Source organism: Salimicrobium salexigens (genome assembly GCF_900156705.1).
Taxonomy (GTDB): Bacteria; Bacillota; Bacilli; order Bacillales; family Halobacillaceae; genus Salimicrobium; species Salimicrobium album.
This window is the reverse complement of record NZ_FTOK01000002.1, coordinates 211,762-225,377: the sequence shown is the minus strand read 5'-3', so window position 1 is coordinate 225,377 and position 13,616 is coordinate 211,762. Positions and strand designations below refer to the sequence as shown.

At 43.8% G+C, this 13,616-nt stretch carries 17 protein-coding genes and 1 riboswitch; of the genes, 10 read left to right on the top strand and 7 right to left on the bottom strand.

What is annotated here, in order from left to right; translation table 11 throughout:
* The first annotated feature begins 158 nt into the window (after window positions 1-158).
* On the top strand, window positions 159-539 hold the full coding sequence (locus BW931_RS03390) for a rhodanese-like domain-containing protein (protein WP_076569922.1): 381 nt from the start codon (window positions 159-161) through the stop codon (window positions 537-539).
* A 65-nt stretch (window positions 540-604) separates the two neighbouring features.
* Here BW931_RS03390 and gcvPB read toward each other — a convergent pair whose 3' ends face one another.
* Genes gcvPB through gcvT form a run of 3 tightly spaced genes read right to left on the bottom strand, consistent with a single transcriptional unit; the run spans window position 605 to window position 4,529 of the window.
* Window positions 605-2,068 carry an aminomethyl-transferring glycine dehydrogenase subunit GcvPB gene (gene gcvPB, locus BW931_RS03385; RefSeq protein ID WP_008588895.1) on the bottom strand — a complete coding sequence of 488 codons (1,464 nt, stop codon included), beginning with the start codon at window positions 2,066-2,068 and terminating at the stop codon, window positions 605-607.
* Entirely contained in the window at window positions 2,061-3,413 is a 1,353-nt protein-coding gene (gene gcvPA / locus BW931_RS03380; RefSeq protein ID WP_076569920.1) for an aminomethyl-transferring glycine dehydrogenase subunit GcvPA, read from the bottom strand. The genes gcvPB and gcvPA overlap by 8 nt, the downstream gene beginning before the upstream one ends.
* Before the next feature lie 12 nt (window positions 3,414-3,425).
* Window positions 3,426-4,529 (bottom strand): glycine cleavage system aminomethyltransferase GcvT, encoded by a 1,104-nt coding sequence (gcvT, locus tag BW931_RS03375; protein WP_076569918.1) that lies wholly within the window; start codon window positions 4,527-4,529, stop codon window positions 3,426-3,428.
* A gap of 139 nt (window positions 4,530-4,668) precedes the next feature.
* Window positions 4,669-4,773: riboswitch (glycine riboswitch) on the bottom strand.
* Between the two features lie 176 nt (window positions 4,774-4,949).
* Between gcvT and comGA the strand changes: the two genes are divergently transcribed.
* The 8 genes from comGA to BW931_RS03335 all read left to right on the top strand — a co-directional run bounded on the left by comGA (window position 4,950) and on the right by BW931_RS03335 (window position 9,029).
* Window positions 4,950-5,927, top strand: a complete 978-nt coding sequence (gene comGA, locus BW931_RS03370) for a competence type IV pilus ATPase ComGA (RefSeq protein ID WP_234972566.1) — start codon at window positions 4,950-4,952, stop codon at window positions 5,925-5,927.
* Window positions 5,914-6,942, top strand: a complete 1,029-nt coding sequence (locus BW931_RS03365) for a type II secretion system F family protein (protein WP_076569917.1) — start codon at window positions 5,914-5,916, stop codon at window positions 6,940-6,942. The genes comGA and BW931_RS03365 overlap by 14 nt, the downstream gene beginning before the upstream one ends.
* A 17-nt stretch (window positions 6,943-6,959) precedes the next feature.
* Window positions 6,960-7,271, top strand: a complete 312-nt coding sequence (gene comGC / locus BW931_RS03360) for a competence type IV pilus major pilin ComGC (protein WP_076569915.1) — start codon at window positions 6,960-6,962, stop codon at window positions 7,269-7,271.
* Window positions 7,255-7,695 (top strand): competence type IV pilus minor pilin ComGD, encoded by a 441-nt coding sequence (gene comGD, locus BW931_RS03355; protein ID WP_008588885.1) that lies wholly within the window; start codon window positions 7,255-7,257, stop codon window positions 7,693-7,695. Before comGC ends, comGD begins: the two co-directional genes overlap by 17 nt.
* Window positions 7,685-7,966, top strand: coding sequence for a hypothetical protein (locus BW931_RS03350; protein WP_008588883.1), 282 nt, complete (start codon window positions 7,685-7,687; stop codon window positions 7,964-7,966). Before comGD ends, BW931_RS03350 begins: the two co-directional genes overlap by 11 nt.
* Entirely contained in the window at window positions 7,959-8,372 is a 414-nt protein-coding gene (locus BW931_RS03345; protein ID WP_008588882.1) for a competence type IV pilus minor pilin ComGF, read from the top strand. The genes BW931_RS03350 and BW931_RS03345 overlap by 8 nt, the downstream gene beginning before the upstream one ends.
* On the top strand, window positions 8,341-8,703 hold the full coding sequence (locus BW931_RS03340; RefSeq protein ID WP_008588881.1) for a hypothetical protein: 363 nt from the start codon (window positions 8,341-8,343) through the stop codon (window positions 8,701-8,703). Before BW931_RS03345 ends, BW931_RS03340 begins: the two co-directional genes overlap by 32 nt.
* 83 nt (window positions 8,704-8,786) lie before the next feature.
* Window positions 8,787-9,029: a DUF2626 domain-containing protein gene (locus BW931_RS03335; RefSeq protein WP_008588880.1), complete on the top strand. Its 243-nt coding sequence runs from the start codon at window positions 8,787-8,789 to the stop codon at window positions 9,027-9,029.
* A gap of 42 nt (window positions 9,030-9,071) precedes the next feature.
* Here BW931_RS03335 and BW931_RS03330 read toward each other — a convergent pair whose 3' ends face one another.
* Window positions 9,072-9,695 (bottom strand): MBL fold metallo-hydrolase, encoded by a 624-nt coding sequence (locus BW931_RS03330; protein ID WP_008588878.1) that lies wholly within the window; start codon window positions 9,693-9,695, stop codon window positions 9,072-9,074.
* Window positions 9,696-9,837: 142 nt separating this feature from the next.
* Between BW931_RS03330 and BW931_RS03325 the strand changes: the two genes are divergently transcribed.
* Complete coding sequence (locus BW931_RS03325) at window positions 9,838-10,002, top strand: DUF2759 domain-containing protein (RefSeq protein ID WP_008588876.1); 165 nt, start codon at window positions 9,838-9,840, stop codon at window positions 10,000-10,002.
* Window positions 10,003-10,030: 28 nt separating this feature from the next.
* Here the strand turns inward: BW931_RS03325 and BW931_RS03320 are convergent, their stop codons facing one another.
* The 3 genes from BW931_RS03320 to BW931_RS03310 all read right to left on the bottom strand — a co-directional run bounded on the left by BW931_RS03320 (window position 10,031) and on the right by BW931_RS03310 (window position 13,472).
* A complete protein-coding gene (locus BW931_RS03320) occupies window positions 10,031-10,831 on the bottom strand; it encodes an ABC transporter permease (protein WP_076569914.1) in 801 nt (266 codons plus the stop codon).
* A gap of 11 nt (window positions 10,832-10,842) precedes the next feature.
* Window positions 10,843-11,529 (bottom strand): ABC transporter ATP-binding protein, encoded by a 687-nt coding sequence (locus tag BW931_RS03315; protein WP_084193841.1) that lies wholly within the window; start codon window positions 11,527-11,529, stop codon window positions 10,843-10,845.
* Between the two features lie 71 nt (window positions 11,530-11,600).
* Window positions 11,601-13,472: an LTA synthase family protein gene (locus BW931_RS03310; RefSeq protein ID WP_076569910.1), complete on the bottom strand. Its 1,872-nt coding sequence runs from the start codon at window positions 13,470-13,472 to the stop codon at window positions 11,601-11,603.
* Between the last annotated feature and the right edge of the window lie 144 nt (window positions 13,473-13,616).

Genomic DNA, 13,616 nt, shown 5'->3' with positions numbered 1-13,616 from the left:
CGGCGTATAATACAGGAAAATCCGTCAAAATCATTGCTTTCAAAAGAATTTGTGCCTTGCTTTTTTTGGATGGCTTTTCCAGGAAGGAAACCTTTGAAATTGTAAGGGGAACTGATTATAATTAATAAGGAAATATTCTTAATTAGGGGGAAGACTTTATGAGCTGGTGGATTCTACTGGGCATTGTCATTATTTTCATTGCCTTTTCTGTGTATCGATATATGAAATCCAAGAAAATTCTAACTACGCTGTCAGAAGATGAGTTTAAACAGGGATACCGGAAAGCACAACTGATTGATGTAAGGGAACCGAAAGAGTTCGATAGCGGACATATCCTCGGAGCACGCAACATTCCTCTTTCGCAGATGCGTAACCGTACAGCGGAAATACGTCAGGATAAACCCGTCTACCTTTATTGTCAGAGCGGAGCAAGATCGACACGTGCAGCCATGCTTCTCCACAAAAAAGGCTACAAAGATCTGAATCAGCTCGAGGGTGGATTCAAAAAGTGGAACGGTAAAATCAAGGCAAAAAAATAACAGTAATAACCCCCGGACTCTCTATTGTCCGGGGGTTATTATTATTACATATGCTCCCGCAGCCGTTATCTGTTGAAGTCGTATTTCAGGACCGGTTTTCTCGCAGCAGTCGTTTCATCCATTCGTCCCACTACTGTTGAATGAGGGGCTTCCTGCACTTTCTCGGGCTCGTTTTTCGCTTCCAGCGCAATCTGCTCCATCGTCTCAATGAAACCATCCAGCGTTTCTTTGGCTTCTGTTTCCGTAGGCTCGATCATCATCGCTTCCTCGACATTTATCGGGAAATAGATCGTCGGCGGATGATAACCGAAATCAAGCAGTCTCTTCGCCATATCCAGCGTCCGTACTCCCTGCTTCTTCTGAAGTTTTCCGGAAATTACAAACTCATGCTTACAATGCTGTTTGTACGGAAGGTCAAATGATTTTTCAAGCTTCCGCATCATGTAGTTGGCATTAAGGACAGCGTACTCACTGACTCTCCTGAGCCCCTCTGCCCCCATAGTCCTGATGTAGGTGTAGGCACGCAGATTTATGCCGAAATTACCGTAATAAGGCTTCACTCGTCCTATGGAGGAAGGTCTCTCGTACTCGAACGTAATACTGTCATTGTTTTTCACGAGTACCGGTTTAGGCAGATACGGGTCAAACTCGGCGGTCACCCCGACCGGCCCGGACCCCGGTCCTCCTCCTCCGTGCGGGCCTGTAAATGTCTTATGAAGGTTTAGGTGGACAACATCAAAACCCATATCTCCGGGCCTTGTGTACCCTAAGATCGCGTTCAGGTTCGCTCCGTCATAATACAGTTTGCCGCCGGCTTCATGAACGATTTTTGCCATTACAAGAATTTCTTCCTCAAACAAACCGAGAGTATTAGGGTTTGTAAGCATAAGGGCAGCGGTCTGATGATCGACCAGTCGCTTAAGATCTTCAATGTCCACCAGCCCGCGTTCATTCGTCTTCACTGTTACCGCTTCAAACCCGGCTACCGTTGCGGAAGCAGGATTCGTTCCATGGGCAGAATCAGGCACAATAACTTTGGTCCGTCCGTAGTCCCCATTATTTTCATGGAAGGCCCGGATCATCATAAGTCCTGTCCATTCGCCCTGAGCACCGGCTGCCGGCTGAAGTGTCACGGTGTCCATACCCGTGATTTCACAGAGAGACTCCTGCAGATCATACATCCATGTGAGAGCCCCCTGCACCGTGCTCTCCTCCTGGTAAGGATGAATGTGACTGAAGCCCGGAAGTCGCGCTACGTCCTCATTCAGCTTTGGATTGTATTTCATCGTACAGGAACCGAGAGGGTAGAAACCTGTGTCCACACCGTGGTTCCTCGTGGAAAGACCTGTATAATGCCTGATCAGCTGAAGCTCACTCACTTCCGGAAGTTCTGCCTTCTCTTTTCGGATGTATTCATCTTCAAACATGCTTTCAATCTCCATGTCCTCCACATCATTTTCGGGCAGACTGAAACCGGATCTTCCAGCGGTACTTCTTTCAAATATAAGTGGATACGCCTCGTTATTCATCTAATCCCCCCAACAACTGTGCAAATTCTTCAATTTCATCTTTTGAACGGAGTTCAGTTACAGCCACCAGCATGCAGTTCTCATATTTACCGTCTATCTTTCCAAGATCAAAACCACCTATGATTCCGTGGTCGAACAAATACTCGTTGGCTTTTTTGACCGGAACAGGAAGTCTGATAGCCAATTCATTAAAGAACGGACCATCCACGAGCAGACTCATTCCTTTTTCTATTACACACTTTCGCAGATACATTGCTTTCTGAATATTCACTTTCGCCATTTTAACCAGACCTTCCTTGCCGAGTGATGTAAGTGCAACACTTGAAGCAAGAGCATTCAGTGCCTGGTTGGAACAGATATTCGATGTCGCTTTTTCTCTGCGGATATGCTGTTCCCTGGCCTGAAGCGTCAGAACGAAGCCTCTTTCCCCTTCTTCATCCACCGTTTCCCCGATGAGCCTTCCGGGAACCTTCCTCATCAGTTTCTTCGTAACGGCAAAGTACCCGCAGTGTGGCCCCCCGTACTGGGCCGGAATACCAAACACCTGTGTATCACCGACTACGATATCCGCCCCGAAGTCCCCGGGTGGAGTCAGGTATCCGAGAGCAAGCGGATTGGCAGAGACGATGAACATCGCCTTTTCAGCTTTTTCTTTCATGGCTTTCTTTATTTTTCCGAGCGGTTCGACTTTCCCGAGGAAATTCGGGTACTGGGCTACAACTGCCGCAACATCTTCCGACAGATGAGTTTCGAGCTCGTCTAAGGCCATCGTCCCGTTCTCTTCCTTAAGAAACACCAGTTCCAGGTCGTGTGCTTTGGCGTACGTCTTTATTACTTCCAGTGAATCAGGGTGTACCGTATCCGAAAGTAATATTTTTTTTCCTTTCGACTGTGCCGCAGCAAGGGTTACAGCTTCTGCAAGCGCCGTGCCGCCGTCGTACATGGAAGAGTTGGCGACGTCCATGCCTGTAAGCTCGGCAATCATCGTCTGAAATTCGAAAATAGCCTGCAGCTCCCCTTGAGAAATTTCAGGCTGGTAAGGGGTGTATGCTGTATAGAATTCCGATCTTGAAATGATATGATCAACTACTGAAGGTATGTAGTGATCATATACGCCCGCTCCAAGAAACGAGGTATACTGACGCATGTTCGCGTTCTTCTCGGAAAGCTCCCTCAGTTCCTTCATCAGAGCATATTCATTTTCAGGAGGTTTCAGCTTCATTTCCTCTTTTAATCTGATCTTTTCGGGGATATCCGAAAACAAATCATCGGTCGACCCCACTCCGATCGTTTCCAGCATCTCAGACTTATCTTCGTCGGTCATAGGTAAATATCTGAATTCCATCCGTCGTGCCTCCTACCTTTTATAAAATGGAGTATTTATTATTTTGGCTTTTAACATTTTCTTTCTTACTTCTACGTATACTATCTGATCCAAGTCCGTATATTCTTTTTTCACAATGGCGAGACCCAGGTTTTTTCCGAGAGTCGGTGATTGAGTACCGCTCGTAACAAAACCGATATTTTCGCCATCTTCATCGTAAACCTCATATCCGGTTCTCGGAATTCCTTTATCCAGCATTTCGATTCCGGCCAACTTCCTCCCGACTCCGGACTGTTTCTGTTTTTTCAGGACGGCCTTACCTGGATAATTCGCCTCTTTGTCTATTTTTACCGCGAAGCCAAGCCCAGCTTCTACCGGGGTGATATTTTCGGATAGCTCCTGGGAATACAGCGGCAGACCGGCTTCAAAGCGCAACGTGTCTCTTGCACCTAAACCGACCGGCTGAATCCCGTACTCTTCCCCCGCTTCGAGACACGCCTTCCATAAATCTACAGCGGATGATGCGGGAAGATAAATTTCAAATCCGTCCTCTCCGGTATAACCGGTACGGGAAACGAGCGCCTTTCCGTCTACCCCGTCAAAACTCGTCCCGGCATGAAAGCGGAAAAACTTAATGTCCTGAAGCTGAGTATCCGTAAGAGATTGGAGAATCTCTTCAGCCTTCGGACCCTGAATGGCAAGTTGTGCATAGAAGGCGGAAACATCATCAATCTCGACTCCACCCGTCTGATGGGCAAGCAGCCATTCCAGATCTTTATCTTTGTTAGCAGCATTAACTACAAGTAAATATTCATTTTTATTGAGATAATAAACGATCAGGTCATCGACAGTGCCACCATTTTCATAACACATCATCGTGTATTGAGCTCTTCCCTCGCTCAGTTTTTCCACATCATTAGTAAGAACGCTGTTCAAGAAAGCTGTTGCCTTTTCTCCTTTGACGGATATTTCTCCCATGTGGGAAACATCGAACAACCCTGCAGCTTCCCTTACGGCTGCATGTTCTTTCTTGATGCCCGTAAACTGTACCGGCATCTGCCAGCCGCCAAAGTTAATCGTCTTCGCTCCCAATCTGACAAACTCTTCATATAGTGGAGTCTTTTTCTGTTGATCCATCAGGTTTCCTCCTTTTCACCGGCATAAAAAAAGAGACTTTCCCCTTTTAAGAAAAAGTCTCTGTCCTGTTACCGGAAAGTTTAACGCCCGAGGGCTTGCTTCGTAGGTGGTCTGCATATGCAGACGCTCTCCAGAGTTGCGTCCCGTGAAAGTCTTTTGTGCCTGAGAGATTCGCTCGTAGCTTGCTCCTTCGGCGCCGCAGTTACTAATGATCCGTACTTGCAGTCTCTCCCTCCACGGTCATCCGCGCTGATTATGTAATTTAACTTTTATGAATAATGAAGCATTTTCATTGTATCATACCAGGATATAATATTTCACTTAATTGAAAATTTTCTAAAATAAAGAAGCGCGGGCCAGACAAAAAAGAGGAATATCTCCTTCGGGGTCGAATATATATTACTATAAACATAAGAAGAGGTGATTAATGAGTTGAACGCCAAAGAATTAAGCAGAAGAATTATTGATGAAGCCCTGGACCGGAAAGCTTCGGATATTCATTTTATTCCGGAGGATGAAAACGTCCACGTTTATTTCCGCGTACAGGGACTCCGGGTTTTTTCCCGCTCCCTCCCTCTCCCCCTTTACAACAAACTTCTCACATTTCTGAAATTCTCCTCGGAAATGGATATAGGAGAAATGAAGCTCCCTCAAAACGGCAAACTCTCTTACCTTTCCCGCGGTCTTTCTACAGACCTCAGGTTGTCGACATTACCCCTTTCTTCTACGGAAAGTCTTGCCATCCGGCTGTTTTCCGTAACCGAAAATCTTTCTATCGGTGAGCTTTTCCTCTTTCCTGAACAAATGAAGAGGGTTATGAAATGGATCGGTTACACCTCAGGTCTTGTTCTTTTTACGGGTCCGACCGGATGTGGCAAATCAACGACTCTATATGCCCTAATGGAAATACTTGCACAAAAAGGGCACCTCCAGCTTATTACCCTGGAGGATCCGGTGGAAAGAAGTGTACCCGGTGTCATTCAGGTACAGGTGAATGAAAAAAATGCTTTCGATTACAACGAAGGACTGAAAGCCGCTTTACGACATGATCCGGATATCATCATCGTGGGAGAACTCCGGGATGAAGCCACGGCACATTTTGCAGTACGGGCAGCTCTCAGCGGTCATCTGGTTTTCAGTACCCTTCATGCCAAAAACGCTCTGGGTACAATCAGAAGGCTCCAGGAAATGAATATACCGAAAGTTGATTTGGAGCAGACTTTAAGGGCAGTCGCCAGTCAGAAACTGCTTCTTTCTTCCGCTATTAAGCGCAGAGTGGCCATTCTGGAAATACTGGAAGATGCTGCTCTTTCCACCGCCTTGAAAGGTTCCCCCCCTGTTACTTCTCATACCTTCCCTCACCTGAAAAAGAAAGCATGGGCCTATGGATTTATTTAATCGGAAAACTCTCGCTGTCCCACTGCAGATTCATTTCTTCAAAAGAATGTACCCATTGCTGAACAAAGGATATTCCCTGCCCCGGGCGTTAAACATTACAGGCTGGGACCAGGACCTGAAGCCTTTGACTTCGCAGCTTTTATATCATTTCGAAAAAGGCGAACCTATGGAGAAGGCGTTTGCCGAAGCCCGCTTTTCTTCCCTCGTCATATCTTTCCTTTACTTCGGAAAGATGAGAAAAGATTTCCCCTCTTTATTCCATCAGTGTTTTCAATTATTAACCATAACTTATGAAACTAAAAAGAAACTTGCGCACACGTTGAGGTATCCTGTCATTTTAATGTTGTTTCTGTTGTTGACCTTTTATTTCATGAAAAAGTCCGTAATTCCGAGTTTTCAAAACCTTTATGAACATGAAGAGAATAAACCGTGGTCCCTTTACATCTTTCAGACCATAGATTATTCCATATCTTTCTTTGTTCTTCTTTCGGTTATTGCCGGCACCACTTTTTTCGTATACAAACTGGCTGCTCCTAGACTGAAATTCGAGACAAAAATGAATGTTTACAGAAGAATCCCGTTTGTTCTAAGTATAAAAACTTACATTGTCAGCTATCAGTTTGCGATCCATGCGAGCTCCATGCTTAAAGCGGGTTTCTCCCTTAATCAGGTGCTTGATATTCTTATTTCCCAGAGAAACCAGCAGGAACTCTCCTTCAGCGCCCGGACTATTCTCGAATCTTTATCCGAAGGGAACACTCTGGGCATGGCAGCTAACGAAACAGTATTAATGCGTAAAGAAATGGTGTCAATCTTCCACGAAGCTAATGACAACCAGGCACTGGCTGATGAACTATCGCTGCTTGCGGGGATGTTTCTGGAGCAGCTGCAGATGAAAACTGAGAAGACGATTCAGCTTATACAGCCGATATTTCTGATTATAACTGCAGTAGTAATTATTTCCATCTATCTGTCTATAATGCTTCCTTTATACAGCTGGATAGAAACATATTAAAAATGAGGTGTACCATAATGAAAAATAATGCCGGTTTTACATTAATAGAAATGCTTGTAGTCTTACTTATAATCACTGTGTTGCTTATCGTGGCACTTCCGAACATCACCGAAAATAACAACACTATCAGAACAAAAGGGTGTGAAGCTTTCACTCTGACAGCAGAGGCACAGATAGAATCTTATTTTATGAAAACCGGAGCTTTCCCTTTAAGTCTGGAAACTCTGGAAGACGAAGGATACCTGAAACAAAGCACATGTCCTAACGGAGAGACCCCTAATTACGACAGTTCAACCGGAGAAATAACTTCGAGTGTTTTACAACCATAAAGGTTTCACGATGGTAGAAGTGATAGTGGTTCTTTGTTTCATTACCGTTTCGCTTGCTATTTTAGCTCCCGGCCAGCACTTAAGTCATTCTCATCTCACAGAGAAGCAGACCATTCAACAATTTGCCGACGACATACATTTTGCTCAGCAGATGAGTGTTCAGAAGGGAATAGAACATACGCTCTATATTGATAAAGTCAACAACGTTTATCGCATTTATGAAAGCTGGGGCTCTTCCCCTATAATACAGGAAGAGTTCCCTCCCGAATGGGAGATACAGCTTGCAACTTTGAAATCCTATACGACTTTTCACGTGAACGGTACAATCAGCACTCCGGGTACAATGTGGTTCCATACCGGAGATAAACAGTATAAAGTCACCTTTCCTTTCAGCAGAAACGGGGTCGTTATTGATGAACAATAAAGGATTTGTATTACTGGAAGCTGTCGGAACACTTGCTCTTATCACTGTTTTTACCGCTCTGATTTTCCCTTCTTTTATTACCGTCCATACATCATTGAATCATTTGAAAGACGAGCGTGAAATTCTGATGCTGTTGCACAATTACACTATACTGGATTCACACGCGGGCGAAATCGAATATAAGTATCCGGTCACTGTACTGAAAGAATCCCATAGATACTGCGCACGTTGGGAGAACGGACAGCAACAGGAGCTTTGTCTGTATGATTAAAGATACGAAAGGTTTCACGTTAATGGAAGTGCTGTTATCCCTTTCGATCCTTTTGACAGCACTCGTCGTGTTAGTCCCCCTGATGAATTATTTGAGACCTTTGGAGTGGAACGGGGACTGGCAAACACACCAATATATTCAGCTGCTGCAGGAAGAACTGAACACGGCCTCTTCAGTGAATGTTCAAAAGAATAATCTCCATTACACTAATATAGAGGGAAGTATCGTCTCTATAGAACAATATCGTAACTTAGTAAGAAGAAGAGTGAGCGGTAAGGGACATGAAACGTTACTATTCGACATAAGGGATATGACTTTCTTTTTTAAGTCGGACGTATTGCATGTAAAAATTGAATACGAAGGTGGAGAACGGTTTGAAAAATCGCTATACGTTCCCGGTAAATGAAAAGGGATTCTACTACCCCTGGGTTTCGGCTTTACTATTTATGTTTTTGCTGGTATTCGGTTATATGATCCATACCTATTATCAAAACATGGAACTGAATCAGGCAATTAAAAAAAGCTATCAGACCCAGCGATACTACCAGTCCGTTTATGATAAATGGACCCCGTTCATTATCTCTTCCACAAGCTTTCCACTAACTATCCGCCGTCCCCTGACGGATGGAGAGGCATCTGTCACCTGCAACGATGAAGAAGTCCGAATCTTGTGCACATACACGGTAATCTACAAAGATTTACACAAAAATTACAAACAAACTTACAAATTGGATTAGATTCCCTCTTACGTTTCATTTACATCCTGATTATTCTCGTATATAATGTGAATGATAGTTTAATATGAAGGAGGGGAAGAAGTATGGATCGTATGTTTCGTACGCTGGCCTTTTGGACAGGTATATTTGCTGTCATGTTTTACGCTGGTGACATGATGGAAGCTACATTGATATCCCTGGCTCAAACTGCCTTTTTCCTTGCGATTGGCTTTCTCAAGCTGTCTGAACGTATGTATATCTACATATTTTTCTCTTATTTGACAGTCTTTATGATTGGTTTTACTTATTATACCTCGTTTATTTTACAACCAGGTTTTGGTCACTAAAAAAAACGTTCCATCAGTGCTGTGCACTAATGGAACGTTTTTTTAGGTAAGAAAAGGATTCGATTTTCTTTCATCTCCAACGGTCGTGGGATCTCCGTGCCCGGGATAGATTCTCATATCGTCACGAAGGGTGAACAGTTCACTTAATATCGCATCCAGCAGCTGTTCATGATCTCCACCGGGCAAATCAGTCCGACCTATCCCTCCCTGAAACAATGTATCTCCGGCGATAGTGAACCTTTCATTCCGGAACACTAAAGCTACGCTTCCGGGAGAATGACCCGGGACGTGTCGGACTTCAAAGGAAAACGCTCCGATCTTCTGCTTTCCTTCCTCCAATATAAAATCAGGGTCCGCAGCAATGACAGGATCCATCCCAAACCATTCCGAACCGTTTTTTGCAGGGTCACTCAGCCACCCGGCTTCGTCCAGATGGAGAAAAACGGGAGCGTCATAGTGCGTCCTCGTTTCTTCAAGTGCCCCTATATGATCAAAATGAGCGTGAGTCAGAATTATCGCTTCCACCTTCAATTCTTTTTCGTCCATAAGTTTTCTCAACTTATCAAAATCACCACCCGGATCAATAACGAGAGCCCTGCCATTTTCATAAAGTACATAGCCATTCGTACCCAGAGGTCCGAGTGGTATTCTTGCAATCCGTAACATAATGTCCCTCCATTATCAGCTTTACATTTTTATTCCTCGACAAAATAGAAAAAATCCTATAAAATAAGTGAAGAATGAATATCTTACATAAGTATAACATCTCGTACAACAGTACAGATAGAATCAACTGGGAGGTGCGGACATGGTAACAGCTATCCTGTTTTTGCTCGTGACTATTCTTTGCGTCATGGCAATTTTCCGGGAAATTAAAACTAAAAACTTTCTTGCCGTAGCTTTTTCTTTAATTTCTGCAGCAGTATTCGGATGGTTTTCCGTAATGACCATCTATGCTAATTTATTCGGCTAAAAAGACGCTGAGATTCTCAGCGTCTTTTTTATTTTTCCTGATTGGAAGCATAAGCGAGCATCGCTTCTTCCGATTCAAGCAATTGCTTGTTTTCCGTAAAAAAGTGTCTGTACATAATAAGCGTGACGAACATCGCACTTAAAGATACGGATGAAAATATACTGAGGGAAATTACCAACTGGTATTTGATAGCCATAATCGGCTCCACTCCTCCGAGAATCAGTCCCGTCATCATTCCCGGAAGCTGGACGAGTCCAATGGTCTTGATTCTGTCCACGTTCGGAATGAGTGCTGCATTCAAAGTTCTCCGAACAATCAGCGTGGACGCCTGTTTCGGTTCCGCCCCTAACGAAAGAGCAGCAAGAAGCCTCCCCCGATTCTCGGAGAACTCACTTTTCATCCTTTCGAGCGCAAGTCCCATCGCTACCATACTATTCCCGATAACCATCCCGCTCATCGGTATAACTTCGGAGGGGATGAATTCCACCATGCCGAAAAGAAGCCACATGGCCAGTACGCTGACTTCCACGAGCACGAGCCCGCCAAAAATCACAGGAAGAACGTGCGGCAATTCTTTCCCTTTCTTTCTTGCATGGAAGCTTGCAACTACCAGCATGACCGTTACCATTAAAGGAATACCTATATATGCATTTAAATCGAATAAGTAAGTAAGGATATAACCGATCGCAAAAAGCTGCACAGTACCTCTGAGAGAAGCGACTATGACATTACGGCTTAACCCCAGTTGATAGAAATAAGATACGGATAGCGGTATAACTACAAAAATAATCAAAAACCATAAAGACTGACTCGAAATTTCAGGTGACATGATTCCCCCCCCTATCCCTGTAAATATTCCTTCAATGCTCTACTTTGCGGCTGCTCAAGCATTTCCGGTATTTTTCCATGTTCCTCAATAGTTCCTTCATTCATGAACAAGCCATTTGTCCCCAATCTTCTCGCCTGGGCCATCTGGTGGGTCACCATTACCATCGTAAGCCCCTGCTGTTCAATAAGCTCCTTCAGCACCGTTTCGATATCTTCTCCAGTTTTATCATCAAGAGCGCTTGTCGGCTCATCCAGTAAAAGCACCTCCGGTTCATTTGCAAGAGTCCTCGCCAGAGACACCCGTTGCTGCTGACCTCCCGACAGATGATCGACGTCACGGTCTTTCATCTCCGGAGACAGCTGGACATACTCAAGCAGCTCCTTCTCTCTGCCCGGTCGCCACGAATTAGTGAGAGAAGGGCCATATTTCAAATTATCGAGGACAGTGCCCGGAAATAGATTCGGAGATTGAAGAAGCAGACCGAATTTTTGACGCAGTTCGATAATTGGTACATCTGCCAAAGGTTTTCCGTTGTAAAAAATTTCCCCCTCCTCCGGATCTTTCAGCCGATTAAAAAGAAAAAGAAGCGTACTTTTTCCGGTTCCTGAAGGTCCGAAAAGAATAGCCCGCTCCTGTTTTTGAAGCGTAAAAGAAATATCTCTGAGCGGCCCGTGGCTCACATTTCTGAATTCGATCACATTTATTTACCCCCTATGCGTTCTCCCGATAAAGGAAAGACCGTCCTGTGCTAAAAAGGACGGTCCCATGGCTAATCTTTGAAATCATAAAACCTGAATAAATCTCCATAAATAATGTTGTCCGAATACTCGAGTTCTTTCGATACTTTTTCTTTAAAAGGTTCACAAGGCGATTCCTCTTCCGGAGGCAATTCGACAGGCTCACCGGTTTCCTTATCATAACAGACAGATTTCGAATAAATATAATCTTTCGTTATAAAGCTGCCATCGCGCATAGCTATAAAATCCTTCCTATGTTCTGCCAGCATATTCTCACCGAAATTAATATCTCTTTTCTCCTCGATTCCCAATAAGTGCAGTATCGTGGGCTTCATATCTATTTGTCCGGCGATTTTTTCATAGATTTTCCCTTCCCCCGAACCAGGTATATGAATCATTAAAGGGACACGTTGAAGCTGGATATGTTCGTATCCGTTAATATCCCGGCCGAGATAATCACTCATGGCACCTTTATGGAATTCACTTATTCCATAGTGATCTCCCATGAATATAAACATCGTATCTTCATACATGCCTTTTTCTTTCATCCGGTTCATAAATTCCTTCAGCGACTCGTCCGTGTACCTCGCTGTCTGTACGTATTGATTCAGTGTAGTGGAATTTGTATCCAGTTTATCGATCGATGCTTTATCTTCCGGGAGGTCAAAAGGAAAGTGATGGGTAAGTGTTATAAACTTGCTGTAAAACGGCTGCTCCTGTTCTTTCAAATATGGAATGGACTGTTCGAAAAATGCTTTGTCTTCCAGACCCCAACCGAAAGAATTCTCTTCCTTGATTTCAAAATCTTCTTTCGAATAAAAATGATCATACCCGATATTATCGTACATGACGTCCCGGTTCCAGAAACTTTCATTGTTTGCGTGGAACACGGAAGTAGTATACCCCTTTTCATTCAACAATTCGGGCAACGCATTGTAATCGTTCTGGGCATGTGTAAAATAAACAGCCCCCCGGTCGAGAGGGTACAAAGAGTTTTCTACGAGGAACTCGGAGTCCGACGTTTTCCCCTGTGCTGTCTGATGATAGAAGTTCTTGAACCATAAAGTATCTTTATTTTCTTTCAGATCGTTCATAAAAGGGGTTATCTCCTCCCCATTCACTTCTTTATCCAAAACAAAGTTCTGCATCGACTCCACACTTACCAAAACTACGTTTTTGTCTTCGGCTATGCCGAAAAGTTCTGTCTTCGACGATTCTTCTCCCTTTTGATCGGCTATATAATTACGGATTTTTTCTATTTCACTTCCGTCTGCAAACACTCTCTGGGCCTGTGTTCTCGTCTGCATCGTCAAGTCATATATGTGATAGTTGAACAGTCCGATATTCTTCACCAGATACTCCCTGTCAAACGTTCTTGTAAAAAGCATGGGCCTCTCCACTTCAGCTAAAGTGACGTTCATCGCAAGCAGCAGAAACATAACTGCCGTAGCCGCTACTTTCTGCGGTTTTTCAGAAATGGCGGGCCATCCGGGATTTCTACTGAGAATCCAGATCAAAATCACATCCAGAAACAGCAACAGATCCGTGAAGTGGATCAGAGTAAAAATACTTGAAGTCAGATCTGCCGCATTGTTTCCCTGAAAAAGGACGGGAAGTGTAATGAAATCCGTGAAATTACGATAAAACAGCAAATTCACATATAGTACAAGAGTTGCTAATAGCGATGAATATTTCAGGTATCTTCCTTGTTTATTCGTTTTCAGCCAAATGCTTATAACAAAAATCACATAGGCACTGACAAGCGGATTCAGAATTAATATAAGTTCCTGCAACGCACTATCGATAGAAATGCCGAACATGAATCTGTAGACCAAATAAGTTTTTAAACCGAACAAAATGGCTGCAAGAACAAATAAGGGAGTTCTCCTTATTAATTCTTTCATTAAATTTCCTCCTCGTTCCGCTTCACAACAAAACACTTTACATACCATCTCCTGCCTCGCAGAAGATAACACCTTTCTTTATTATAACGTTCGACTGCTTTCATAAGTTTCAAGTAAATGAAAATAACGAAGTCGATCGCAAGG

Excerpts from the sequence above, each read along its gene's own strand:
- BW931_RS03310 (WP_076569910.1), bottom strand. The coding sequence starts at position 13,472 with ATGAAAGAATTAATAAGGAGAACTCCCTTATTTGTTCTTGCAGCCATT.
- gcvT (WP_076569918.1), bottom strand. The coding sequence starts at position 4,529 with ATGGATCAACAGAAAAAGACTCCACTATATGAAGAGTTTGTCAGATTG.
- BW931_RS03350 (WP_008588883.1), top strand. The coding sequence starts at position 7,685 with ATGAACAATAAAGGATTTGTATTACTGGAAGCTGTCGGAACACTTGCT.
- comGC (WP_076569915.1), top strand. The coding sequence starts at position 6,960 with ATGAAAAATAATGCCGGTTTTACATTAATAGAAATGCTTGTAGTCTTA.
- BW931_RS03390 (WP_076569922.1), top strand. The coding sequence starts at position 159 with ATGAGCTGGTGGATTCTACTGGGCATTGTCATTATTTTCATTGCCTTT.
- BW931_RS03365 (WP_076569917.1), top strand. The coding sequence starts at position 5,914 with ATGGATTTATTTAATCGGAAAACTCTCGCTGTCCCACTGCAGATTCAT.
- BW931_RS03320 (WP_076569914.1), bottom strand. The coding sequence starts at position 10,831 with ATGTCACCTGAAATTTCGAGTCAGTCTTTATGGTTTTTGATTATTTTT.
- gcvPB (WP_008588895.1), bottom strand. The coding sequence starts at position 2,068 with ATGAATAACGAGGCGTATCCACTTATATTTGAAAGAAGTACCGCTGGA.
- BW931_RS03325 (WP_008588876.1), top strand. The coding sequence starts at position 9,838 with ATGGTAACAGCTATCCTGTTTTTGCTCGTGACTATTCTTTGCGTCATG.
- gcvPA (WP_076569920.1), bottom strand. The coding sequence starts at position 3,413 with ATGGAATTCAGATATTTACCTATGACCGACGAAGATAAGTCTGAGATG.
- BW931_RS03330 (WP_008588878.1), bottom strand. The coding sequence starts at position 9,695 with ATGTTACGGATTGCAAGAATACCACTCGGACCTCTGGGTACGAATGGC.
- BW931_RS03345 (WP_008588882.1), top strand. The coding sequence starts at position 7,959 with ATGATTAAAGATACGAAAGGTTTCACGTTAATGGAAGTGCTGTTATCC.
- BW931_RS03335 (WP_008588880.1), top strand. The coding sequence starts at position 8,787 with ATGGATCGTATGTTTCGTACGCTGGCCTTTTGGACAGGTATATTTGCT.